This is a genomic window from Algoriphagus litoralis (genome assembly GCF_003259255.1).
In the GTDB taxonomy this organism is placed as follows: Bacteria; Bacteroidota; Bacteroidia; order Cytophagales; family Cyclobacteriaceae; genus Algoriphagus; species Algoriphagus litoralis.
Genome location: NZ_QGOL01000009.1, coordinates 132,080 through 155,343, shown reverse-complemented (window position 1 = coordinate 155,343; position 23,264 = coordinate 132,080). Strand labels below are relative to the sequence as shown.

Below are 23,264 nucleotides of genomic sequence, written 5' to 3'. Positions count from 1 at the left end.
CATGTCCGAAACCACTCTTACTCAGAAAATTCTGACCACCAGGATTGCTCTTGTGGGCAACCCAAATGTGGGCAAATCGACTATTTTCAACTACCTCACCGGGTTAAATCAGAAAATCGGAAATTACCCAGGGGTTACAGTTGACAAAAAAAGTGGATTCATTCAGATCACAGGTGAAACATTTGAAATACTCGATCTACCGGGAACCTACAGTCTATTTCCAAATTCAGAAGACGAAATCATCGCCCATCGGGTGCTGAATCACACCAAATTGGAGGATCGGCCTGATTTTGTGCTGATGGTCATCGATTCCTCCCAGCTTTCGAGAGGGCTTTTTCTTGCCACCCAATTAATTGACCTGGGAATCAATCTGGCCATCATCCTCAACATGGTGGATTTGGCTGAAAAGCGAAATATAGAGATTAGAACCTTTGAGCTATTTAAGTCACTTGGTGTACCCATTCTCTCTACCGACGCCCGAAATCAAAAAGGTCTGGATGAAGTAAAAAACCTGATTAGCCAGCGAAACTTCAAAAAAGCGAAGGGTTTCTTGGATATTCAGCAGGTAGTTCCTACTGAAATCTTAAGCAAGGTTCGTGACAAATTTGACCTTGAAAATAATTACCAAGCGTATCAACTGATCCGTTTTGGCACAAAGGATAAAGCCATTCCCGCAAGTGATCGGGCCTATCTTGAGGAGGTAGTTCAATCCGCCAATTTTGATCTTGAAGAAGCCCAGTTGGAAGAAACCAAAATCCGTTACAGAAAGATCACGGAGCTGGTCACCAATGCATTGGTCAAAAAATCTATTCCAAAACCTGCCTCCAATCTCGATAAAATCTTTCTCCACCCGGTATTTGGGTATGTGATTTTTGCGGGAATTCTGCTTTTGATTTTTCAGACCATTTTTACTTGGGCCTCCTTCCCGATGGATTTGATTGATGGATTGTTTGCAGACATCAGTGCTGGATTAGCAGGGATGCTTCCAGATGGTCCTTTGACCCGCTTATTGGCCGAGGGAATTATTCCCGGCATTGGAGGAGTAGTCATTTTCATTCCCCAGATTTCCTTGTTGTTTGGCTTTCTGGCGATTTTGGAGGACACAGGCTATATGTCCAGAGTGGTGTTCTTGATGGATCGATGGATGAGACCCTTTGGACTTCATGGCAAAAGTATCGTTCCGCTGGTATCAGGTATAGCCTGTGCGATACCGGGTGTAATGGCAGCTCGAAATATATCCAACTGGAAGGAAAAAATGATCACCATTTTGGTCACGCCTTTGATGAGTTGCTCTGCAAGATTGCCTGTTTATATCATTTTGATCGGCTTGACTGTACCCGATGAGACCGTTTTTGGATTCATCAATCTCCAAGCTTTGGCTCTGTTGAGTCTGTACCTTCTTGGTATTTTGGGGGTATTGGGCACTTCGCTTTTGCTTAAGTTGATTCTAAAAACAGGCGAGAAAAGCTTCTTGCTTTCCGAACTCCCCCCCTATCGAATTCCCAGATGGAGTGATGTAGGAATCACGATGTTTGAAAAATCCAAAACCTTCGTATTCGAAGCAGGAAAGGTTATTTTGGCAATTTCTGTGGTACTTTGGGTGCTGGCGTCCTATGGCCCCCCTTCCCGAATGGATCAAATCCGAATGGATGGTGAATCCAAGTTGGAAAATGTATCCGATGAAGCTCAAATCGCTGAAATCGAAGCAGAGACTACTTCCCTGCTCCTTGAGAACTCATTTATTGGAATCATGGGAAGAGCGATAGAACCTGCGATAGAACCACTTGGCTACGATTGGAAAATAGGGATAGCCCTGATCACCTCATTTGCCGCCAGAGAAGTATTCGTATCTACTATGGCAACCATATACAGTATCGGCGGTGATCTGGAAGACGAGCTTACCATCCGTGAAAAACTGGATCAGCAAGTCAACGCCAATACAGGCCAAAAGACCTTCAATGTCGCAACTTCCTTTTCGCTGATGGTTTTTTACGTCTTCGCGATGCAATGTATGAGTACCGTGGCTATCGTAAAACGAGAAACTAAAAGTTGGAAGTGGCCGTTGATTCAGACAGCATACATGACTGTATTGGCATATGTGATGTCTTTTATTACGTATCAAATATTCTCCTAATATGTGGCAAGAAATAGGTGTAATTCTATTGGTGTTGGCCTCTTTGATCTATTTGGGTCGAAAGTACTTTCTAAAACCCAAAACTCAGCCGGGCTGCGATAAATGCGTAAAACCCTAAAAAGACCGGGAGTTCATAAGAATTCCCGTTTTTTTTTTACTTTTCAGCAATGAGTAAAATCGCCCAGCAAAGTATCCAAACCACCATTTTTTCTTATATCGGCGTGGTATTGGGCTACATCAATGTCCTTTGGCTCTATCCTTATGCGCTCGACGCGACTGAGCTTGGAACATTCCGAACGATTCAGGACTTAGGCTTACTTTTCGTTCCTTTTGCGCAGCTCGGTGTAGGCCATGGCATTACGCGGTATTTTCCTAAGCTAGCGCAAAACCAATCGGCCTTTCTGACCTATAGCCTCGCTGTATCACTTTTGGGTTTTGCTACGGTGAGTGTGATTTTCTTTGGATTCAAAGTCCAGATCATGGCCTTGTTTGCTACCAATTCTCCAGAGGTAATCGGTTTTTTGGGGGTTGTGTTGATGATCACACTTTTTGCCTTACTCAGTAGTGTGATGGATGCTTACAGCAGGTCTTATTTGAAAGTAGCCATTCCAACCTTTTTCCGAGAGGTATTTCTCAGATTTTTGACCTCGATTCTGGTGGGAGTTTACCTACTGGACTGGATTAATTTTGATCAGGTGATGGCAGGATTGGTGGTCGTGTATGGTTTGGCACTATTTGGTGTAGTGATGTACCTCATCTGGCTTGGCAAAATCCACATCGATTTTAACTGGAAAAATTTCCCCGCTGGATTCAGGAGTTCATTTATTCGGTTCAGCCTGGTGACTTTTTTGGCCACTGCTGCATCGACGCTGATCATGAAAATAGACAGCATTATGGTCAGCTCAATGGTAAGTCTGGAGGCCAATGCGATCTATTCCATTGCATTTTACATGGCTTTGGTGGTCGAGTTACCCAGACGGGCTATTTCACAGGTGGCTATGCCGGTGATTGCTGATCTGTTTGCCAAAGATCAAATTCAGGAAATCAATAAACTCTATCGGCAGATTTCCAATCGCCAACTTTACATCTGTTTTTTACTTTTTGCACTGATCTGGTCAAACATTGATAGCATTTATCATTTTGTACCCAATAGTGAACTGTATCAAACAGGTAAAATGGTCGTCTTTTATATTGCCTTGGGTAAAATCTTTGACGTAGCCTTCTCTGTAAACGGTGAGATTCTTGTCTTTTCTAAGTATTTCCGTTTTAATCTCATCCTGACCATAGCGATGAGTGTTTTTATCGTGGCGGTGAATTATTGGTTAATTCCTATCTATGGAATCGAAGGAGCAGCAATCGGTTCCGCCTCCATAATGCTTGCATTTAATCTGGTCAAATATGGGTATTTGAAAATCAAACTTGGCTTGGACCCATTCAGCGCTGAAACTCTCAAAATTCTCCTCGTAGGATTTTTGATTTTTTTGCCTGTGTATCTGAAAATGGCAAGTGTCCACCCGATTCTGCAAATCACCAGTAGATCCATTCTGATTTTTGCCGTGTTTTTTATCTCATCCTACCTTTTGGGAGTGGGAAAAGAAGAATGGGCTTGGATAAAAAGTAAATTAAAAAAGTCCGGGCCTTAGAGTGTTACAAACCTCCGTACTGACAAGATTTGAGCTGCCTTAAATCCGCAAACTTCCACTGTTATCCTGCGTTTTGGGCGAGGTCCTTTTCGTTGAAGAATTGGATGAGGCCTGTTTTTGGAAAGGGCTTCACTCGATATTGTAATTAAATTGTGAAGTTTGAACAAGTCGGCGGCCCGGACTCCACAAATATACGAGTTGAAGCCGGGAGTGTTTGGAAAAAAACGATTTCAAAATCAATTCTGCCTCAATTAAATCTCCATCACATTGGAGATCACGTCCTAAGTTCCAAATATTATTTTCTAAAGAAAGCTCCCAATTCCAGCGAAAATCAAAATGAAGGAATTGCCGTTCAAAAAATCAAAATTTTATTTTGCGGATTTCTGGATAGATTCATTTGCTTAAACTTAACTTTGTAGCGCAAAACCCACAGTTACTATGTACCTGATTAAGAAATTGATTGTTTGTCTTGACCAGACACCTTTAGATCAGACATTAATTGAACATGCTGTATTCATAGCAAAGGTCAATCAGACGAAAAAAATATATTTTGCAAACATCATAAAGAACCTTTCTATCCCAAAAGAAGTCCTGGAGGAATTCCCCAATCTGATCGAAAACATGATCAATGAGCGGAAAGAAGCCATGGAAAAATTGGTGAGCGATCATTTTAAGGATTTGAAAGGGATTTCAATCAGTTTTGTTGTCAAAGAAGGAAACCTTTCTAAGAAAATCCTGAAGTTGGCTGAGGAAAAATCCGCTGACATGATCATCATCGGGCGAAAAGTAGATCTTCCTGGAACTGGAGTAGCTTCTCAGCGTCTGGCCAGACGAGCCAGCTGTTCCTTGTTGATTGTACCAGAAGGATCCAGACCGCGGATTAATAGATTACTCGTACCGAGCGACTTTTCTGATTATTCTAAAGATGCACTCGAGGAAGCGATCATGATTGTAGCCAAGCATGGAGGCAAAGCTGAAATTGTTTGCCAGAATGTATTTTCAGTGCCCACAGGGTATCACTTCACCGGAAAAAGCTACGAAGAGTTTACTGAGATCATGAAGATGCATGCCGAAATCAATTTTAAAAAATTCATTCGAAAAATAGATACCAAAGGCATCAAAATCACGCCGATTTACACCAAAGACGACGATGATGACCCCGTACAAGAAATCGTAGCCAAAGCACTTGAAATTGATGCTGATGGAATCATCATCGGAGCAAAGGGACGAACCGCCGCTACTGCGCTCTTTATTGGAAGCATGGCCGAGCGCCTGATTCAATACAATGACAGCTTACCATTGCTTGTCACCCGACCAAAGGGAAAAAATGCCGGAATCCTGGATTACATTCTCGAGATCTAACTGGATCGAAGAAATAAAGAGCCTTAATTTTTGGGCTCTTTTTCTTTTTCGTTAAACTCTGACTCCCTACTCCAGTCTAACGACTCAAGTATGTCACCTACCGATCAACAATTACTGGAGCAGATCAAATCACCATTCACCAGGGAGATAGGGTTCCGGCATTTGATTGAGACATACCAAAAGAGAGTGTATCAGGTAATTCGTAGGATGGTGCTCATCCATGAGGATGCAGATGATCTCACCCAAAACACCTTCATCAAAGCCTTCAGATACCTGGATAAGTTTGAAGGAAACTCTTCTGTATTCACTTGGTTGTACCGGATCGCAACGAATGAAGCTTTGACTTTCCTGGAAAAAAAGAAAAAACGATTTTCATTTGCTCTAGAGGATCACCAAGAAAAACTAGAATCCTACCTCGATCAACCGGGAACGTTGAATGGAGATCAAATCCAAATCAAACTTCAAAAAGCACTGCTTACCCTTCCTGAGAAACAGAGGCTAGTATTTCACCTGAAATACCAAGAAGAACTTACCTATGAACAGATGGCCGAAATCACAGGAACAAGTATCGGTGCGCTAAAAGCCAGCTACCATCATGCAGTAAAAAAAATTGAACATTCTGTACTTTCAGAGTAAACTTAAACCCACTATCCTTGTCTAACTAGCTATGAATCATTTGCCAAAATTAAAAGACTTTGAAGCACCTGAGGGATATTTTGACCGATTGCCCGACCAAATCCTAGTTAGATCCAGAGTCAAAAAACAACACATCTGGATTCGTGTCGCGGCAGCAGCATCGATAATTATCGGCCTTGGACTTTCTTGGCAAGCAGGAGTTTTCAAATCCGAACCGCCGGTGCTGTCCGCTGAGGAAGTCGCCAATCTCTACATAGAAAGTCAAGTCTGGACTGCTGAGGATATTTTGAGTATGACTGACGATCCCAATGCGATTCTTGATCAGATAATTGAAGAAGAAATGCCTTTGTCCGAAGATCTTTGGACAGAAAACGAACTAAATTGGTTTTAAATACTATGAAAAAGTCCCATATACTAGCTCTCCTTATTGTTTTGATCTTCGGATCCAATGCTTTTGCACAGAGGCCATCCATAGATCCTGAAAAACTCCAGGCTGCGCGCATTGCTTTCATTACTACACGCATAGATCTCAAACCAGAACAGGCGGAAAAATTCTGGCCTATATTCAATCAATACAATGATGACAGGGAGAAAATTATGCGTCAAATTTCTGATTTGGGTAGAGGATCAGAATCTGTGAGCGAGGAGGAAGCAAAGTCCCGCATTGCAAAACGATTTCAATTCCAAGCAGACCTACTCGAAAAAGAAAAGGCATTTGTTTCAGAGGTTTCAAAAGTTCTTTCTTCCAGACAAATCCTCATGCTAAATAATATTGCCAGAGATTTTAACCGACAACTCTACCAACGAGGGAGAGGAGGAAATTAAAAATGGCCCTGAAATTTAATTCAGGGCCATTTTTTTATTGTTTCTTCAGTAAATCTCTGATTTCTTCCAAGAGTTTCTCCGAAGGTGTAGGTGCCGGTGGTGGTGGCGGAGGTGCCGGAGCCTCTTCTTTTTTCTTATTCATTTGGTTGATGCCTTTTATAGCAAGGAAAATCACAAATGCTATGATGACAAAATCGACCACATTTTGAATAAACATCCCGTAATTCAATGTGACAGCAGCTATCTCTTCTCCAGCTTCGCTGAGACTGGCTTCTTTTAAAACAAGATTGAGATCTTTAAAATCTACTCCACCTATCAAAAGTCCAATTGGTGGCATGACCACATCGTTGACAAAGGAGGAGACAATCTTTCCAAAAGCCCCACCAATGATTACACCGACCGCCAGATCGATGACATTGCCTTTGACGGCAAACTCTTTAAACTCTTTAAGCATTCCCATAAATTATCAGGTTGGTTGATGTATCGATAAATATTCTGAAAAATACGCTGATCTCCAATAGCTGAAATAAATTAGATCTCAGCGATTGAGAAATGAAGGGATATACTTCCTTTTTTTGAACTTAGACTATTTAATTTTCATTAACCTTGCACACTAATTCTATTGGAATGCAATCACCCATCGCACCGAAAAAACCACAACTTTTAGAAATTCACGGCCATCAGCGCATCGATGAGTATTATTGGATGAATGACAGGGAAAATCCTGAGGTCATCGATTACCTACATGCAGAAAACAAGTACCTCAAAACTGTCATGAAACCCACAGAAGAGTTTCAGGAGAATCTTTTTGAGGAAATGAAAGCTCGAATCAAGGAGGATGATCAGACTGTACCTTATTTCAAATCAGGCTATTTCTGGTATGTCCGTTACGAAAAAGGGGAAGAATACCCTATCTACTGTCGAAGAAAAGGTTCCCAACTGAGCCCCGAAGAAGTTTTACTCAATGTAAACGAATTGGCAAACGGAAAATCCTACTATCAGGTAGGAAGTACCGCTACTTCTCCAGATCAAAAAATTCTAGCCTTTGCAGCAGATGAAGTCGGAAGAAGAATTTATACTATCCATTTCAAAAATCTAGAAACTGGGGAGATTCTTTCTGATTCTATACCCGAAATCACCGGAAACCTAGTCTGGGCAGCTGATAATCGGACGGTATTCTATTCCAAACAAGATCCTGAAACCCTGAGATCCTACCAAATCTATAAGCACATACTTGGATCAGACTTCAAAAAGGATCAATTGATTTACGAAGAGCCTGACGAAGAGTTTTCCTGCATGGTCCACAAATCCAAAAGCGAAGAGTACCTGTTTATTCATTCAGAGAGTACTATTTCTTCAGAAATGAGATTTTTGAAATCGGATAGGCCTGATAGTGAATTTCAGATTCTTCAGGAACGAATTCCTCATTTGGAATATGCAGCGGATTACTATGGGGATTTCTTTTGGATCAAAACCAACGAAAACGCACAAAACTTCAAATTGGTCAAGGCTCCGATCTCCGATCCAGGAAAATCAAATTGGATCGATGTGATTGCTCATCGTTCTTCGGTTTTGTTGGAAGATTTCGACTTATTCTCAAGATACTTGGTGACTCAAGAGCGGTCAAATGGCCTTACTCAAATTCAGATTATGCCTTGGGAAGGTGAAGCCTATTCCCTTACGTTTGACGATGAAACCTACACCGCATGGGTCAGTACCAATCCAGAGTTTGATACAGATGTAGTGAGATTTGGATACAATTCCTTAGTAACTCCCAGCTCAGTATTTGATTTTAACATGATCACCGGTGAAAAAACACTACTCAAGCAGCAAGAAGTAGTCGGTGGTCATGACCCAGGATTGTATCATTCAGAGCGAATTTGGGCAAAAGCAGAAGACGGAACATTGGTTCCGATTTCCTTGGTTTACCGAAAATCACTTTTTTCAAAAACCGGTGAAAATCCCCTTTTACTCTATTCCTACGGATCTTACGGATATAGCATGGATGCTTACTTTTCGAGCAACAGACTGAGTCTATTGGATCGGGGATTTGTCTTTGCGATAGCTCATATCCGAGGAGGAGAAGACTTGGGGCGCCATTGGTATGAGCAAGGGAAAATGCTCAACAAGCGAAATACATTCACGGATTTCATCTCTTGCGCCGAACATCTTATCGCGCAGAAATATACTTCGGCAGCACATCTGTATGCAATGGGTGGTAGCGCTGGAGGCCTATTGGTAGGTGCTGTGATAAATTTACGACCAGAGCTATTCAATGGTGCTATAGCCAATGTACCCTTTGTAGATGTAGTCACCACCATGCTGGATGAAAGTATTCCCTTGACCACGGGGGAATTTCAGGAATGGGGAAATCCAAAGGATAAGGAATATTACGAATACATGCTCTCCTACTCACCTTACGATAATGTAGCGCCTAAAGCTTATCCAAACATATTGGTCACATCAGGTTTACATGATTCTCAGGTGCAATATTGGGAACCCACCAAATGGGTAGCTAAGCTTAGATCGATGAAAACCGATGATAATTTATTGCTTTTGGATACCAATATGGAAGCTGGGCACGGAGGAGCTTCGGGCAGGTTTAATGCTTTAAAGGAACTTGCATTGGAATACACCTTTCTGCTTATGCTGGAAGGAAAAATCAGCTAGCGATTCTCTGCCGGAATCTCAAATTTCCTTTTTGAAAAAAAAGAGATGAATTGAAAACTAACCATCGGTTTCGACTTTCAATTGCATATTTCAGCCTTTAAAAAACATGTCTTCTAAAGGGAAATCCGAATTTTTCCTAACTTTGACCTGAACCTATTAGCACCTATCAATGAAAATCGCCCTAATCGCCCATGATGGCAAAAAAGCCGACATGGTACATTTTTTAAGCGGATTCCGAGATGATTTGCATCGCGTGGATATCGATCTGGTCGCTACGGGTACAACAGGTTCTCATATCGAGCGGGCTGGATTTGAAGTCGAGCGTCTATTATCAGGCCCGCTTGGTGGTGATGCGCAGATCGCTGCCATGGCTGCTGAAAAGAAGCTTGACGCAGTCATCTTTTTCCGCGATCCACTTGATAAGCATCCCCACGAACCGGATGTACAAATGCTGATGCGGATTTGTGATGTACACAATATCCCATTGGCCACCAATCCTGCGTCAGCAGCTCTCATGTTTAAAGCCTTAACACTACCTTAAATGGAACTCAAAACCATAAAAAAAATTGGCGTGCTCACCTCAGGTGGAGATGCCCCCGGAATGAACGCAGCCATTCGCGCCGCAGTTAGAGCGGGTTTTTATTATAATTTAGAAATGTATGGCATCTATCGTGGCTACGAAGGGATGATCCAAAATGACATCAAAAAACTCGATTCCAAGAACATCACCCATGTGTTGGAGCGAGGCGGAACATTTCTGAAATCTGCACGGAGTGAAGAGTTTAGAACTCCGGAAGGAAGGAAAAAAGCATACAAGAATCTCAAGACACATGGGATTGATGCACTGATAGTAATCGGAGGAGACGGTTCCCTTACTGGAGCTCATTTGTTCTTTCAGGAATATGGAATTCCAGCTGTTGGGCTTCCTGGCACCATCGACAATGACCTCTCTGGAACTGACTCAACTATAGGCTTTGATACTGCTTGTAACACTGCCATCGAAGCCATAGACAAAATCAGAGATACTGCTACTTCCCACGACAGATTGTTCTTTGTGGAAGTTATGGGACGGGATGCAGGATTCATTGCAATCAATGCTGGAATTGGCAGCGCAGCAGCTGCGATTTTAATTCCGGAAAATAAAACGCCAATCGAAACATTGGTGGAAAAACTAAAATCCAGAACCAAAGCGATGAAAACGTCAAACATCGTCATCGTTGCTGAAGGTGGGAAAAGTGGCTCAGCTCAGGAAATTGCGGATAAAGTGAAGAAATTTCTTCCTTATTATGACATCAAGGTGACCATCTTAGGTCACTTGCAGCGTGGTGGAGCACCTACCTCATTTGACAGGCTTCTAGCTTCAAAATTAGGCGTTGCGGCGGTGGAAGGTCTGATGCAAGGAAAATACGATGTGATGGCGGGCCTAATTAATCATAAAGTGGTCTTCACTCCAATAGTCAAAGCTATCGTCGATGATAAAAAAGTCGATGAAGATGATCTCAGAGTAGCCAACATCCTCTCTACCTAATTAAAACAAAGACCCACAACTTCCAGCTGTGGGTCTTATTTTTTGGATTAATACTATCTCTTTTTTCAGTCCACTACCAAATCTATTTTGAGTTTTTCAAGCTGCTCTTTCAACTGATTTCCGTTTGCTGATTCGATAAAATTCAGGCCAGAAATCAAGGTATCCAGATGTTCTTCCTCCGCCTTTCGGTCAGAGGTACTTCCAGCCTTTTTCCAAACATCTTGGTAAGATTTTTTGAGATTTTCCAATGAAGCTTTACTTGTCTTCTTTTCAATCAACAGTCTGGATAGCAATAAATTAAAATCAGTAACCATGTCCCAAAAATCCTTCTTTTCCTTTGGATTGGATCTAATATGAAGGTCCAATGAATCTAAGATTTTATCAAATTTAAGTTTGGTTTTTCCTTCACTTGGCAAATCAAGACCTGAGACAAGTTCATAAATTTTTCCCAGCTGAAGTGCATTGTTTATAGGGTAGGCTAATTTGTATTTGGAAATCTCAGCAGCTTTAAAATAGGCTTTGGAGGAATTCTTTACAGTCTCAATAAATGCCTGCTTATCATCTTTTTGAAGCATTAGCTTTCGTTTGTAAGCACTACCCAGCAAACTATATCGCTCCGATGTCTCACCGAGTGCCAAAAGGCTTGTTATTCTCGAAATAGCAGAGTCAACTTCAGTTTGCGCTTCTTTTTTCTTTTTGGGATTAGCTGCAAATTCTTCTACCCAATACTTACAGGTCACGTTGCAATATTGCTCCAGGGCTCTCAGCGAGAATCCGGCTTTTTCCAGTTTAGTCAATTTCTCATAGTGAATGAGAGCAGTTTTATAGTCCCCCAACTTACTGTAGACATCAGCCTTGTACTCTGTGATTTTTTCACCTGAAAAATCAGATTGCTTGATCGCGTCTTCTAAAACGACCAGTTTTTTCAATGCGTCCTCAGGCTTAAGACTTTTGGACTCGAGCAAATAAGCCATATTGAAAAGTTCAAGTTCAACCTCCTCCTTGAGGTAAAACTTGGAACTATGATGGGATCCCGAGGATAACCCGTCCAGTTTATAGAAAGGATCACCATAACACTGGTAAGCTCCCCAGGTATTGGTTCGTCCCTTGTACCGCTCAAAAACCAGCTTACGAGCAGACTTGGTAGCCTCTCCGAATGTCACCCCTGAAAGCAAACACGCATAAAATCGTTCGCAGAAGTCAACCGCAGCGGCATCGTCTATTGCCCAACCAGCCACAATTACTGCTTTGACGCCTATTTCGATCAATTGTGTACCGATATTTGCGGCAAGTTTGTTTCTGTTTTGATACTCCTCCTCAGCCTCACCCGACATCTGACCCAAGTAACAACAATTGACAAACACAAACTCAGGTACTTTGCTCATTTGGGCGATGTCACTTGTCGTGAGGAAATTACCATCACCGATAACCATACCACTTCCAGCCCCAGTCCCAGCATTGAAGACTCCATGACCTGCCAGATGGATGATTTTATAATTCTGAGTGAAAAGCTTCAAAACAATACTCGGAGCTGTGCTTTTGATCAAACTTTGGGTTTCAAAACCCTGGTTTTTCAGCATTTCACTGACCATCACTGCCTCTTTTTCAGCACCTTTGAGCTGTGGCATATAGCCTTTGAGCTCAGGGTCTCCCACCACCAAGGCTTTCCTCTCTTGGACATGCGTTACATTTTTCCTAAAGTCTGATGTGGCCAATTGTCGAACCATTCCGGAGTGAATGCTAAGCGGCATTCCATTCAGGTCCTCCTGCAACATCTCCCAAGGAAAACTGGCCGTACGCTTATCTACTACCCAGGTGATGTTATTCTGCCTTTTGAGATCCTCTTTGAATCCGTAGGGAATCAAAAGTTCAAACATAGTTTTGGCGATTTCCGGCTCAAACTGATTCTTGTGAGTCATCTGTTCAAGCAGAGTCTCAATGTTTTTCACATTCGCCAAGAGCGGTAATTCATTTTCTTTGGCACCGTTGGTGGCGATAGCCATTAGAATTCTTTTACCAAAAGCCTGAGCACCTTCTTTTTCCTTTTCCTCTGTTACTTTGATTCTTGACCACCAATCGGAAGTATTGTCAAATGGAATCCGTGAAAGTCTACCGACTTTTTTGACAAGTGTAAGTGTCGGAACAGAAATATTAAACTCCCGGCTTTCGTCTTGCTCCAGGTTTTTGACCGTGCGGAGAATTCCCAACGCACGGTCATGAAAGAGCTCAATTATTTCGATTTCTTCGATGACCTGAACTTTCCCTTTGTAGGTTTCCCGGATCTTTCGATTGGCATCCTGAATACCCAAAATGATGGATCTAATGGAACTTTCATTCGAAAATCCTCCATAGGAATTTGCCAAAGCAATCACTGAAATCCCCAAGACCTCCCGCTCACTGGCATTCTTGTCAGCGGTTGGTTCATTTTCTAGCTCTTCCAATGACTCATTCAAGTTTCTATCAGGGATTTCTTCTCTGACATTCCTAATCGTCAAATACCTACAAATACCTCTGGATACGGTGGTCATGAGCTGGAAAGGGGTCAATTCACCCGGCACACCCATACCCACGATTACAGCACCTTTAAACTCCCGGTCCACATTCGTTACATCTTTGGAGAGTACAATTTGGTGGGTCCCGATCGGACCTGGATATAAGCCCAAGTTGAGCAGTCGAGTCAATTCCCCGTCCAATTTTTTATCAATTACCTTTTCTGTAGTCAGGATCGCATCAAAATTGAAATGGCCGGCTAAAACGGGGTATTCTGCATGAACCAAATCTCCATGGCAAACTTTGACCTGAATCGGTGTCTCATAGTCTATTGCTTCTCCATCCTGACCAAGCCCCAGTAAGGTTTGAATTGTGTTTTGTTTGCTCAAATCAAAAATCTCCTCTTCTTTTGCCTCGAAACTTTTTGTATTTCCCCGGGCTAAAGGAAGGCTATTTTGCAAACGTCCCGTTTTACCCTGATTCAAAATATCCTCGATGGCTCCAAATATTTTTTTCTGGTTGGAAAGTCCACCATGGGTGACATTGGCATAGTAAAGATGGTCTTGTTCGATGATTTCTTTTGGGATTCCACTTTCCCAGGTCACACTTTCATCTCCTTGATTAGTCGCAATAAAAGTCAGGTTACCATCCCGAATCTCAAGATCTGAGATGGTTGATTTTTTCTTCCTGCTTTGTCCAGCGATGTAATAAATCTGGTCATAGTCAATCTTTCCTTTCTGCTGCAATACCAAATTCTGGTATTCTCCAAATTCCTTGAGGTCAGATTCGCTGGGAATAGGCCACGAATCATCTCCGGAAGCTTTGCGAAGCTTCTCCCAAAAGGAACGATCCGAGAAATCATGCTTTCCTGACCAGTTGATGGGAAGTAACGCCAAAATCCCTGGGAAATTGACGAAAATAGTCAACAGCTCTTTGGATGAATTTCTGATGTCAATTTTTGCCAATAACTTGATAATTCCGTCTTTTCCAAAAAGCACATAAGGAATGCGGTAGGACCCCCCCAGTGGAGAACCGAGGAATAGAATTTTGAAGCCTGGGACTACCTTTAGTTTCGCATAGGTCTCAGGATGGTACAATATAAAATCCCTGGTCAAGACACCACCCATGCTATGCCCAACCATTTTGATTGGCACTTGGTATTCTAGAAGCTCTTCAATTTTTTGATTCAAAAGTGCTGCATTGCCCTTCATACTGAGTCTCCAGTCAAAGGGAAATGCGACGATGTCGTAATTTTTCTTCAAGTATTCACCCAAATCCATGTAGGAGGTCTTGATAAGTGAATCCGGGTCAATCCCATCATTTTCGGATGGCTTTAGGCCTTTGAGATGACCAAGCAAAAAGCGTCCATAATTAATCCACAACAAATTATCCTTGTCTTTGAGATTAGATCCCATGATACCGGGCAGGAGGACAAGAATCGGTCTCTTGCCTGTGACTTCTGTTCCCATGTACGTACCTCCCTCCAGCACACTTCCACCTCTTACAAAAGTGATATCATCTGTTCTCTTGGTACCGGTAAATTCTTCCAAATTGCCCAATAGCCCAGTCTGAATGATCTTTCTGATTTTGGGAGTCTTGAAATAGGTGATGTGGTCAATTTTCCCTGTTTCTTCCAAAAAGAGATACACGTTCCCTTCTTTTCGAAGCGCCCCAAATTCCATACTGGCGGTGTCTACGACGAGATCATTTTTCCCTCTGAAGAAGAACTTCCCTACCAATACCAACAAGCTTTTGAACGTCAAGCTAAGTTCGCTGCTGCCAGCTATGACGATCAGATGGGAATCAATTTTTTTCTCAGTCCCCTGAAAATTGAGCACTTTGATAAATGGGGACTCAGGGTTCATGGACTCTAGACCTGGCAAAACAGAGACATCATCTTTTGTCTCAACAGTTGCCAACACGAGCTCTTTCAGGGAATTGAAAATCGGATTGGTCACTCCGCCTATCGCCCCTCCCAGGAGGTTGATGGTCACATTGAGAAACATATCCATTCGCTGAGAAGCCAGTGTGGTTCCATTGGCAGGACAAGCTACCCGAATGACCCGATCAATGGTGATTTTTTTAGATTTGGCAACTTTAGCCAGTTCTGCTATGGTTGTCAGGTCAGTTTCCCGCTCATTTTCCTTCAAAACATCCAACTCATCTGCACCAAATCCATCAGGATGCGAGGCGAATCTGGCCAGCAAATCTGCCACCAAACCACCTCTGGAATGGGTAATCAAATCCAGCGTGATTCCGCTAGGTAAGGCCTCAAATGCCGCCAACACATTTTGCAAAGGACTGCAAGTCAGTGTCCGATGCTGCAATGCAAATAGATTAGTCCCTCCATAGTAATCCACTAACTTATTCCACTCCTCTGTACCTTTCATCTCTCCGAAAGATCCCAAAGACGAGGATCCAGTTCCGTGTATGAGCAGTAGACTTTTTTTGGTTGTATCCAGTTTTGAAAAGTCTGTTTCGACTAGATCAAAGTCTTTAGACACGGATAAAATCATAGCTGGGCCCACCTGATCAAATGGCTTTCCGGCAAACTTCAATGCGGCATTTTCAGCTTTGGTAGCCAGTGTACGAATCCCTGGGCGGATGACCTTGTTTTTTACAAAAACCTTGGCAGCCTTGATGACTACTTTCTGGACCAAACTTCGATCCTGTTCGTCTGTTTCAATGTCACCTGTGAGGTAAATCTCCTCTCCTTCCCCACTCCGCTTCAGTTCTTTTGAAAAAATCTGTTTGATCGAATCAGCATCCCCCAGCCAGAAAGTATTGTCATCAAAGTCGAGCTCAAGAATCTCGTCATCATTCAGTTCCAATACCTGCTCAGGGACATCACTTCTCGTGGAGCTCTCCACTGAAAAAGTCCTCCTAACATTATAAAATTCAAGTGACTGATCCTCAATCTGGGAAACTTCCTTTGGCAATTCTTGCCCGCGTAATTTGATTTTGAGTGTTGACATAAGGTGTTAGGTGTTAAAAATCGGCATTCAATTAAAAATCCAGGTAATCATCAGGGCACTTTAAAAAGTCGTTGCACCGAGAATTAGCTGGCTAAGCGTTAGATATACAATCAATTAAAGCTAACCAGTTATTTAAAAGAATACAAAAAACAGGTCAGGGTTATTTCAGACTACTAATAAAGTAAAAGGGACCCGATCGGGAAAAACAGCTGAATTTTCGATAGACTGTCAGCAATTCCAAAACCTAATTTGAGCTAGATGCATCAATAAAAAATCAGGAAAAAAATATGTTTTTCAGAAATAGAAGCATTTTTGTATTAATGCTATCCAAGCAAAGCAGAAAAAATGATCAGCTTAACAACTCAACCTACTCGATCTAAATTCATTTCCTTCATCACTTCGGCAGTGATTTCAAATGACTTTAATCGCGCTTCGTGATCATAGATATTGGTCGTAATCATCAATTCATTGACCTTGGTAAATTTGATCAGATCCTCCAGACCTGCGGCAATAGTTTCCTTTGAACCTACAAATGTCACCGCCATCATATTCTGAATTGCAGCAGCCTCCTGCGCGGTCCACACCTCACTCATATCATCCACAGGTGGCATCAGCGGATAAGATTTGCCCCGAATGATCCCAAGTGCCATTTGATAAAATGAGGTAACTAAAAAATTTGCTTCTTCATCTGTTTCCGCAGCGATTACATTGACGCAGGCAATCGCATACGGTTCCTTCCATTGTTCAGAAGGTTTGAAATTAGTCTGATAATATCTAATAGCCTGTAAAAAATAAGTCGGAGCAAAGTGACTCGCAAAAACATACGGCAGTCCTTTTTCTGCAGCCAATACGGCACTGCTCATACTTGATCCCAACAGGTAAATCGGGACCTCAAGTCCTTCTGCTGGAAAAGCTCTTACCTCCGATCGAGAATTTTCCAAAGAAAAGTAAAGTTGAAGATCCTCCAGATCCTGCGGGAAATCATTGACAGTTTCCACCCTGCCTCTTCGAAGTGCAGAAGCAGTTTTTTGATCAGTACCTGGTGCCCTGCCCAAGCCCAAATCAATTCGGCCGGGATATAAAGTTTCCAGTGTCCCTATCTGCTCAGCAACCATTAGCGGACTGTGATTAGGCAGCATAATTCCACCTGAGCCTACGCGTATTTTGCTTGTACCTCCCGCGATATTCCCCATCAGGATCATCGGAGCGGAACTACCGACGCTGGACATATTGTGGTGTTCGGCAAGCCAAAATCGGGAATACCCCCATGCTTCGGCATGCTGGGCCAAGTCCAAACTCCTGTGATAAGCATCAGCCGCATCAGCGTTTTTTCGGAGAATGGCTAAATCTAATATGGAATACGGAATAGAATCTTTCATTTCATCTTTCACTACTCACTTCCAACTTTGATTTTCTTCAATTCGTTCGGAGCGTCTCGATTTTGGATTGCCTAAAAACAAAAAAGGAGGTGAAACACCTCCTTTGGTTTTACTTTTTAAGAAATACCTGACTTGAATTTCCCGACAATTTCAACTTTCCTGAACTTAACGCTGTCTCTCCTAAGCTGAAAATCACTTCTTCGAAACCTTCCGGGACCTCAATTTCTACTGGTGCTTTTCCTACGTTGTGAACGACGAAAATCTCCTGCCCGCCAGTATTTCTATGGTAGGCCATCACAGTTTTTGGCAGTTCGGTTTCAGGAAGCATCAAATTCCCCAAAGCTAGCGCTGGATAGGAGTTTCTGAGTTGGATTAAGGTTTTGTAGTGATTGAAGTAGCTGCTAGGATCAGCTCTCTGCAATTCCAAGGGAACCACTGTGGAGTCTTTGGAATATTTTGGCTTGATCCATTGGGCCCGGCCGGTGTCCTTTGATTTTTTATCCCAAAGAAATGGCTCCCTGATGTGCTCGTCAGGCTTCAAACCGAGCATACCGATTTCCTCTCCGTAATACAAATAAGGCGCACCCGGCATGGTCAACAGAATGGCGATGGCTTGTTTGTATTTGGCAGGATCAGAACCCAGTTCATTTAGAATCCTAGGCTGATCATGATTGGAAGAAAATGTTGCATCGATAAAACTCGGTGTAATCGCCTGATAAAAGTCCAGAACCTCCTTTTGCTTATTTGCCAATAGCATACCGTTTTCGGTATTCATGGTCTCCAACAGCGTGTAATGGAAATCGAAATTGAAGAGTGCAGGTAATCCTGGAAGATAGGGTGCTACGATTTCCTTTTTGTCATAGACCTCGCCAACGAGGTAAACGTCTGGTTTGATGGCTACCATTTTCTCACGAAACTCCTTCCAAAATGTATGATTGTCCAGTGGACGATCATCTGGAAAAATGTGCTTTGCAGCATCCAGTCTAAATCCATCCACTCCTATGTCCTCCAGCCAAAATCGACCGATTTCATAGATTTCCTCTCTTACTTTGGGGTTGTCAAAGTTCAGATCGGGCATTCCTCCCCAGAAGAATCCATAGTAATAGTCCTCGCCCTGTCCAGGATCATGCCATTGACGGATATTATCCGAATCCAGAGTAATCGTTTTCTTATTCAAAAAGTCTGCAATTGTGTCCTTTTGCGCCCAAACATAATAATCCCGATAAGGGTTATCGCGGCCGGATTTCGCCTCAATAAACCAAGGATGGTCACTTCCGGTATGGTTGATAATCATATCGATCACAATCTTGATATCCCGCTTGTGTGCTTCTTCGAGGAGTTTTTTGAAATCATCCATTGTACCATAGTCAGGATGAACCGCTTTGTAATCCGTCACATCATACTTGTGATAGGTTGGCGAAGGCATAATTGGCATAAACCAGATCGCATTTGCCCCTAATTCTTTGACATAGTCGAGTTTCTGCGTCACTCCATTGAAATCGCCAATGCTGTCACCATTGGAATCATAGAAGGATTGTACAAAAATCTCATAGGTCACACCAGCCTCAGGCCAGTAGTTTTTGACTGCTGGGGTTTCTTCTTTTTCGCAGGAGGAAAAAAGCGCAAGTGCCAAAATGGATGGGATTAACAGGGTTTGTTTCATCATAACTTATTTAACAGAAAAAGTCACCCTGTTGAAGTGACTTTTTCCTAGGTTGGGTAAAATTTGGTTTAATTTCTTCCCACAGCATTGAGCATGTCAAAAGCAAGCTCGAGACGCTTCACAAAGTTCTCTTCGCCCTTTCTCAACCAATTGCGCGGATCATAATATTTCTTATTTGGACTGTCTGGTCCCTCAGGATTTCCCAGCTGAGATTGGAGATAGCCTTCATTTTTCTTGTAATAATTCAGAATACCTTCCCACATCGCCCATTGCATGTCCGTATCGATGTTCATTTTGATCGATCCATAGCTATTTGCTTCACGGATCTCCTCTACGGTAGATCCTGATCCACCATGGAAAACAAAGTTTAGCGGTTTGCCTGTAGTACCGTATTTCTTATTGATGAAATCCTGGGAGTTTTTCAGAATAATCGGCTTCAAACTCACATTTCCAGGCTTGTAAACACCGTGTACGTTGCCAAAAGCAGCAGCAATGGTGAACAGATCCCCGATCTCCTTCAATTGATCATAAGCATAGGCTACTTCCTCAGGCTGAGTATACAATTTGGATGAATCTACATCGGAATTGTCTACCCCATCTTCCTCACCACCGGTTACACCCAGTTCGATTTCGATGGCCATGTCCAGTTTGGTGAATTCTTTGAAGTATTTGCAGGAGATTTCTATGTTTTCGTGAAGAGGCTCTTCGGAAAGATCCAACATATGCGAGCTGTAGAGAGGTCTTTTGTAGGCTGCATGGTATGCTTTACCCGCTTCAAGCAAGCCATCAATCCAAGGCAATAGCTTCAAAGCGGCATGATCTGTATGCAAGATCACAGGTACACCATAGGCTTCTGCCATTTGGTGAACGTGATGCGCTCCAGAAATCCCACCGGCTATGCTTGCTTGCTGCTTATCATTTGCCAGGCCTTTTCCTGCAAAAAACTGGGCTCCTCCATTTGAAAACTGAATGATCACAGGTGAATTTACCTTTTTGGCTGTTTCCAGCACAGCGTTCACTGAATTGGAACCTATCACATTGACTGCTGGCATCGCAAATTCATTCTCTTTTGCGTAAGCGTACAGGTCGCGAAGCTCGTTTCCGTATTTTACTCCAGGTTTAAATTTCATGTTTTGAATTAGGTTTGGTTATTCTTTGATGAAGCGCTTATGTAGCACCCGTTTTGTATCGAAAGCCTCAAAGATATAAATCCCTGCCTGAATTCCGCTTAGATCAAAATCTAAAATCTGCTCTCCTTTGCCAGTTTGACCATCAATTACTACTCTGCCGGCCATATCCACGATCCGATAATTAGCCTGAATCATATCTTGAGGAAGCTTCACAGTCAACTTGGCCGAAGTAGGAACAGGATAAACTTTAAAATCTCCTACCGGAATGATTTCAGGAATTGAAGTCACAAAATCCTGCTGTAGAATGCCCGACTCCGGTTTGGGGAGTGGCTTGTCGGTAAAGAGATAAAACTCATTGGGTCGCAAGCCAAAAGAAACTTGGGCAGTTGTGACATTGAGCTCTTCACCCGTAAAATAATTGTACCATTTCCCTACTCGAGGAAATGAGAACAGTTGATTTCCTTTAGAATTAAGATCAAAATTCCCAAAAAGTACAACATCCATTTCAGGATGATCCAGATAAATGGATTTGAAAGTTGGACCTAGGTTAAGGGTTGCTGTGGTTGGATTATTAAAAACATCATGTTCGCTTTTCAGCTTGATCATTTCCTGATACAACTTGAAGAGACGGATTCTTTCGGGATCATTCAAATACTCCCATTTGGTTGGTTTGATTCCAAGGCGGTCATTGTTGAGCTCCTGATCATATCCAAATTCTCCAAATTGCCACAGCATCTTGGGACCGGGAATAGTAAAATAGAATGCAGTCATGATCTGGTTTCGATTGACGGCATTTTCCAAAGCTTTAATATTAAGCGGTGAGGTTGCCCCAAAATTCAGGGATTCCCACATCACCCGCTCTTCATCGTGAGATTCCTGATACGGCATCAAGTTTGGCTTTAGCCATCCCCTATTTTTGAAGTAAGCCCACTCCATGTTGTCGTTGGTACCTTTGGCCAGATTTCTGGAGGTTCTATTCATATTTCCCCAAAACATCAGCCCATAATCAGCCAGCTCTTTTTCCTCATCATTTGCAGCCAAGTGTTCCAGGATGACATAGGCATCCGGATGATTTGCTTTGATTCGATCGTAGATGTGTTTCCAGATTTTGATTCGTGAAGGATCGTACTGAGACCATATATTGACATTATCGCCTGAATTCACTTGCGTGAATCCTTTGGAAAGGTCAAATCTAAACCCATCCACTTTGTATTCCGTGAGCCAATAGTTGTTGACTGAATCCACAAAGGCTTGCGTGTATTTACTCTCATGGTTGAAATCATAACCCACATTGAATGGGTGTTTGGCTACTCTGTTGAACCATGGGTTATCTTCTGTAGGTGCTCCATAATCACCATCATTGTAAAGACGAACCATTGGGTTTTGGCCAAAGGCATGATTGAGCACCATATCCAAAATGATCATAATGCCTTTACCATGAGCCTCGTCGATTAGCCGTTTTAGGTCATTTTTGGTTCCATAATACTTATCCGGGGCAAAAAAGAAGGAAGGATTATATCCCCAAGAAAGGTTACCCTCAAATTCACCGATAGGCATCAGTTCGATCGCATTTACTCCCAATCCTTTGAGGTAATCCAAACGCTCTATTACTGCATTGTATGTCCTTCGGTCATCAAAATCCCTTACCAGCAGCTCATACACCACCAATTCTTCAGGGTTTGGCTTTTCGTACGTCAGGTTTTTCCAAGGATACGGGTCTTGGGAAGTTTGCAAATAAGTAGCTTGAAATTCTGTTTTTCCTGCAGGATAAGGCTTGAGACCAGGGTATCGATTTTGGTCAATGATTTCTTGGTCATTAAAGGGATCTGAAGTTTTGTCCGCAAAAGGATCACCAATTCGGATATTTCCGTCCACGAGATACTGAAAGATGTATTCTTGCTTTGGTACCAGATTGGAAATTTTCAACCAGAAGATTTCTCCATCAGGAGTTCGTTTCATCTGATACTCAGGCAATACTTTCCAATCATTGAAGTCCCCTATCACGTGGACAAGACTTTTGCCTGGTGCTTGCAGCGCCAAAATCACTTCTGTACCAGATAGGTAATTGATGCCCAATTTTGCTCCTACAGGCAAAGGGGCTGTTTCTGAAGGTGAAAAAACTACGATATTGACCGTCTGACTGTCTTCTTGATCACCTTTTTTTGCTTTGGCTACCAGATCAAAATTGCCCGCTTCAGTGGCAGTGTAGTTCAATGTTATTTCTTGAGAATTGAGTGCTTCCGCTACCTTAACTCCATCCAATTCAAAACTCAGATCAGCAGTTTCTGTAGCTGAGGCTTTGAATTCAAAGCTTTCTCCCACTTCCAATGAGACAGCTCCTGTTGCTGCAGGGGAAACAAAAGAGACATCAAATCCCTGAGCGAGATTGACAAAAATATCTCCATTGGAACTGCTTTTCCCTTCCCTGCTTCCGTCTGCATTTCTGAAGACCATTCCCAGCCTGAAAATTGTGAGGTTGTTTGGGTTTTCGAAAAATTCATTTGGTATAAGCTCAAAAGTGTACTTGTTTGCCTGTCCATCCACTTTGGTCATTTTGGCTGCAGGATCAGCAGTTCCCCAAGTAAATGGCACGATGGCCCAAGTAGTGGAAGTTTCTCCCCCTGTCACCGCACCAATATGAATATAGACATCACAGTTGCAGTCTTTTAACCCGGTCGTTCCTTGGGACGCATCATAAATGATCTTAACACTACCCGAGGCACTCGGAACTGCTGGTTCGGTAGTAACCTGAGCAAAGCCAGCAAGCCCTAACCAAAATGATAAAAGAAAAATGACTCCTGTCTTAATATTCATAGTTGAATTAAATGA

At 42.5% G+C, this 23,264-nt stretch carries 15 protein-coding genes; 9 read left to right on the top strand and 6 right to left on the bottom strand.

All coding sequences use genetic code 11. The features are described 5' to 3' along the window. The first annotated feature begins 1 nt into the window (after position 1). The 6 genes from feoB to DK188_RS12130 all read left to right on the top strand — a co-directional run bounded on the left by feoB (position 2) and on the right by DK188_RS12130 (position 6,600). On the top strand, positions 2-2,134 hold the full coding sequence (gene feoB / locus DK188_RS12160; protein ID WP_111671099.1) for a ferrous iron transport protein B: 2,133 nt from the start codon (positions 2-4) through the stop codon (positions 2,132-2,134). A 167-nt stretch (positions 2,135-2,301) separates the two neighbouring features. Continuing rightward, on the top strand, positions 2,302-3,777 hold the full coding sequence (locus DK188_RS12155) for a lipopolysaccharide biosynthesis protein (protein WP_111671098.1): 1,476 nt from the start codon (positions 2,302-2,304) through the stop codon (positions 3,775-3,777). A gap of 438 nt (positions 3,778-4,215) precedes the next feature. Further along, entirely contained in the window at positions 4,216-5,139 is a 924-nt protein-coding gene (locus DK188_RS12145; protein WP_111671096.1) for a universal stress protein, read from the top strand. A 90-nt stretch (positions 5,140-5,229) separates the two neighbouring features. Then, positions 5,230-5,775, top strand: a complete 546-nt coding sequence (locus DK188_RS12140) for an RNA polymerase sigma factor (RefSeq protein WP_111671095.1) — start codon at positions 5,230-5,232, stop codon at positions 5,773-5,775. Positions 5,776-5,806: 31 nt separating this feature from the next. Further along, positions 5,807-6,166: a hypothetical protein gene (locus DK188_RS12135; RefSeq protein ID WP_111671094.1), complete on the top strand. Its 360-nt coding sequence runs from the start codon at positions 5,807-5,809 to the stop codon at positions 6,164-6,166. Positions 6,167-6,171: 5 nt separating this feature from the next. Beyond that, the gene (locus DK188_RS12130; protein WP_111671093.1) at positions 6,172-6,600 is read left to right on the top strand and encodes a hypothetical protein; all 429 of its coding nucleotides are present in this window, start codon (positions 6,172-6,174) and stop codon (positions 6,598-6,600) included. Between the two features lie 34 nt (positions 6,601-6,634). On the opposite strand, the gene mscL is transcribed toward DK188_RS12130, so the two are convergent. Beyond that, positions 6,635-7,060, bottom strand: coding sequence for a large-conductance mechanosensitive channel protein MscL (gene mscL / locus DK188_RS12125; RefSeq protein WP_111671092.1), 426 nt, complete (start codon positions 7,058-7,060; stop codon positions 6,635-6,637). Positions 7,061-7,227: 167 nt separating this feature from the next. On the opposite strand from mscL, the gene DK188_RS12120 reads away from it, so the two are divergent. The 3 genes from DK188_RS12120 (at position 7,228) to pfkA (ending at position 10,798) form a co-directional block, all read left to right on the top strand. Beyond that, positions 7,228-9,270, top strand: a complete 2,043-nt coding sequence (locus DK188_RS12120; protein ID WP_111671091.1) for a S9 family peptidase — start codon at positions 7,228-7,230, stop codon at positions 9,268-9,270. A 169-nt stretch (positions 9,271-9,439) separates the two neighbouring features. Beyond that, positions 9,440-9,811, top strand: coding sequence for a methylglyoxal synthase (locus DK188_RS12115; protein WP_111671090.1), 372 nt, complete (start codon positions 9,440-9,442; stop codon positions 9,809-9,811). Further along, on the top strand, positions 9,812-10,798 hold the full coding sequence (gene pfkA / locus DK188_RS12110) for a 6-phosphofructokinase (RefSeq protein ID WP_111671089.1): 987 nt from the start codon (positions 9,812-9,814) through the stop codon (positions 10,796-10,798). A 65-nt stretch (positions 10,799-10,863) separates the two neighbouring features. Here pfkA and DK188_RS12105 read toward each other — a convergent pair whose 3' ends face one another. From DK188_RS12105 to DK188_RS12085, 5 genes are all read right to left on the bottom strand, one after another. Further along, positions 10,864-16,263: a CHAT domain-containing protein gene (locus DK188_RS12105; protein ID WP_111671088.1), complete on the bottom strand. Its 5,400-nt coding sequence runs from the start codon at positions 16,261-16,263 to the stop codon at positions 10,864-10,866. Positions 16,264-16,625: 362 nt separating this feature from the next. Continuing rightward, positions 16,626-17,642 (bottom strand): LLM class flavin-dependent oxidoreductase, encoded by a 1,017-nt coding sequence (locus DK188_RS12100; protein WP_111671255.1) that lies wholly within the window; start codon positions 17,640-17,642, stop codon positions 16,626-16,628. A 109-nt stretch (positions 17,643-17,751) separates the two neighbouring features. Then, positions 17,752-19,305 (bottom strand): alpha-amylase family glycosyl hydrolase, encoded by a 1,554-nt coding sequence (locus tag DK188_RS12095; protein ID WP_111671087.1) that lies wholly within the window; start codon positions 19,303-19,305, stop codon positions 17,752-17,754. A gap of 68 nt (positions 19,306-19,373) precedes the next feature. Beyond that, entirely contained in the window at positions 19,374-20,435 is a 1,062-nt protein-coding gene (gene fbaA / locus DK188_RS12090; RefSeq protein ID WP_111671086.1) for a class II fructose-bisphosphate aldolase, read from the bottom strand. 18 nt (positions 20,436-20,453) lie between these two features. Then, positions 20,454-23,249 carry an alpha-amylase family glycosyl hydrolase gene (locus DK188_RS12085; RefSeq protein WP_111671085.1) on the bottom strand — a complete coding sequence of 932 codons (2,796 nt, stop codon included), beginning with the start codon at positions 23,247-23,249 and terminating at the stop codon, positions 20,454-20,456. Positions 23,250-23,264: the final 15 nt, after the last annotated feature.

Bases quoted from the DNA above. Each gene is read 5' to 3' on its own strand.
- DK188_RS12140 (WP_111671095.1), top strand. From the start codon at position 5,230: ATGTCACCTACCGATCAACAATTACTGGAGCAGATCAAATCACCATTC.
- DK188_RS12135 (WP_111671094.1), top strand. From the start codon at position 5,807: ATGAATCATTTGCCAAAATTAAAAGACTTTGAAGCACCTGAGGGATAT.
- DK188_RS12130 (WP_111671093.1), top strand. From the start codon at position 6,172: ATGAAAAAGTCCCATATACTAGCTCTCCTTATTGTTTTGATCTTCGGA.
- DK188_RS12085 (WP_111671085.1), bottom strand. From the start codon at position 23,249: ATGAATATTAAGACAGGAGTCATTTTTCTTTTATCATTTTGGTTAGGG.
- DK188_RS12155 (WP_111671098.1), top strand. From the start codon at position 2,302: ATGAGTAAAATCGCCCAGCAAAGTATCCAAACCACCATTTTTTCTTAT.
- DK188_RS12115 (WP_111671090.1), top strand. From the start codon at position 9,440: ATGAAAATCGCCCTAATCGCCCATGATGGCAAAAAAGCCGACATGGTA.
- feoB (WP_111671099.1), top strand. From the start codon at position 2: ATGTCCGAAACCACTCTTACTCAGAAAATTCTGACCACCAGGATTGCT.
- DK188_RS12120 (WP_111671091.1), top strand. From the start codon at position 7,228: ATGCAATCACCCATCGCACCGAAAAAACCACAACTTTTAGAAATTCAC.
- DK188_RS12095 (WP_111671087.1), bottom strand. From the start codon at position 19,305: ATGAAACAAACCCTGTTAATCCCATCCATTTTGGCACTTGCGCTTTTT.
- fbaA (WP_111671086.1), bottom strand. From the start codon at position 20,435: ATGAAATTTAAACCTGGAGTAAAATACGGAAACGAGCTTCGCGACCTG.
- DK188_RS12145 (WP_111671096.1), top strand. From the start codon at position 4,216: ATGTACCTGATTAAGAAATTGATTGTTTGTCTTGACCAGACACCTTTA.
- mscL (WP_111671092.1), bottom strand. From the start codon at position 7,060: ATGGGAATGCTTAAAGAGTTTAAAGAGTTTGCCGTCAAAGGCAATGTC.
- DK188_RS12105 (WP_111671088.1), bottom strand. From the start codon at position 16,263: ATGTCAACACTCAAAATCAAATTACGCGGGCAAGAATTGCCAAAGGAA.
- pfkA (WP_111671089.1), top strand. From the start codon at position 9,812: ATGGAACTCAAAACCATAAAAAAAATTGGCGTGCTCACCTCAGGTGGA.
- DK188_RS12100 (WP_111671255.1), bottom strand. From the start codon at position 17,642: ATGAAAGATTCTATTCCGTATTCCATATTAGATTTAGCCATTCTCCGA.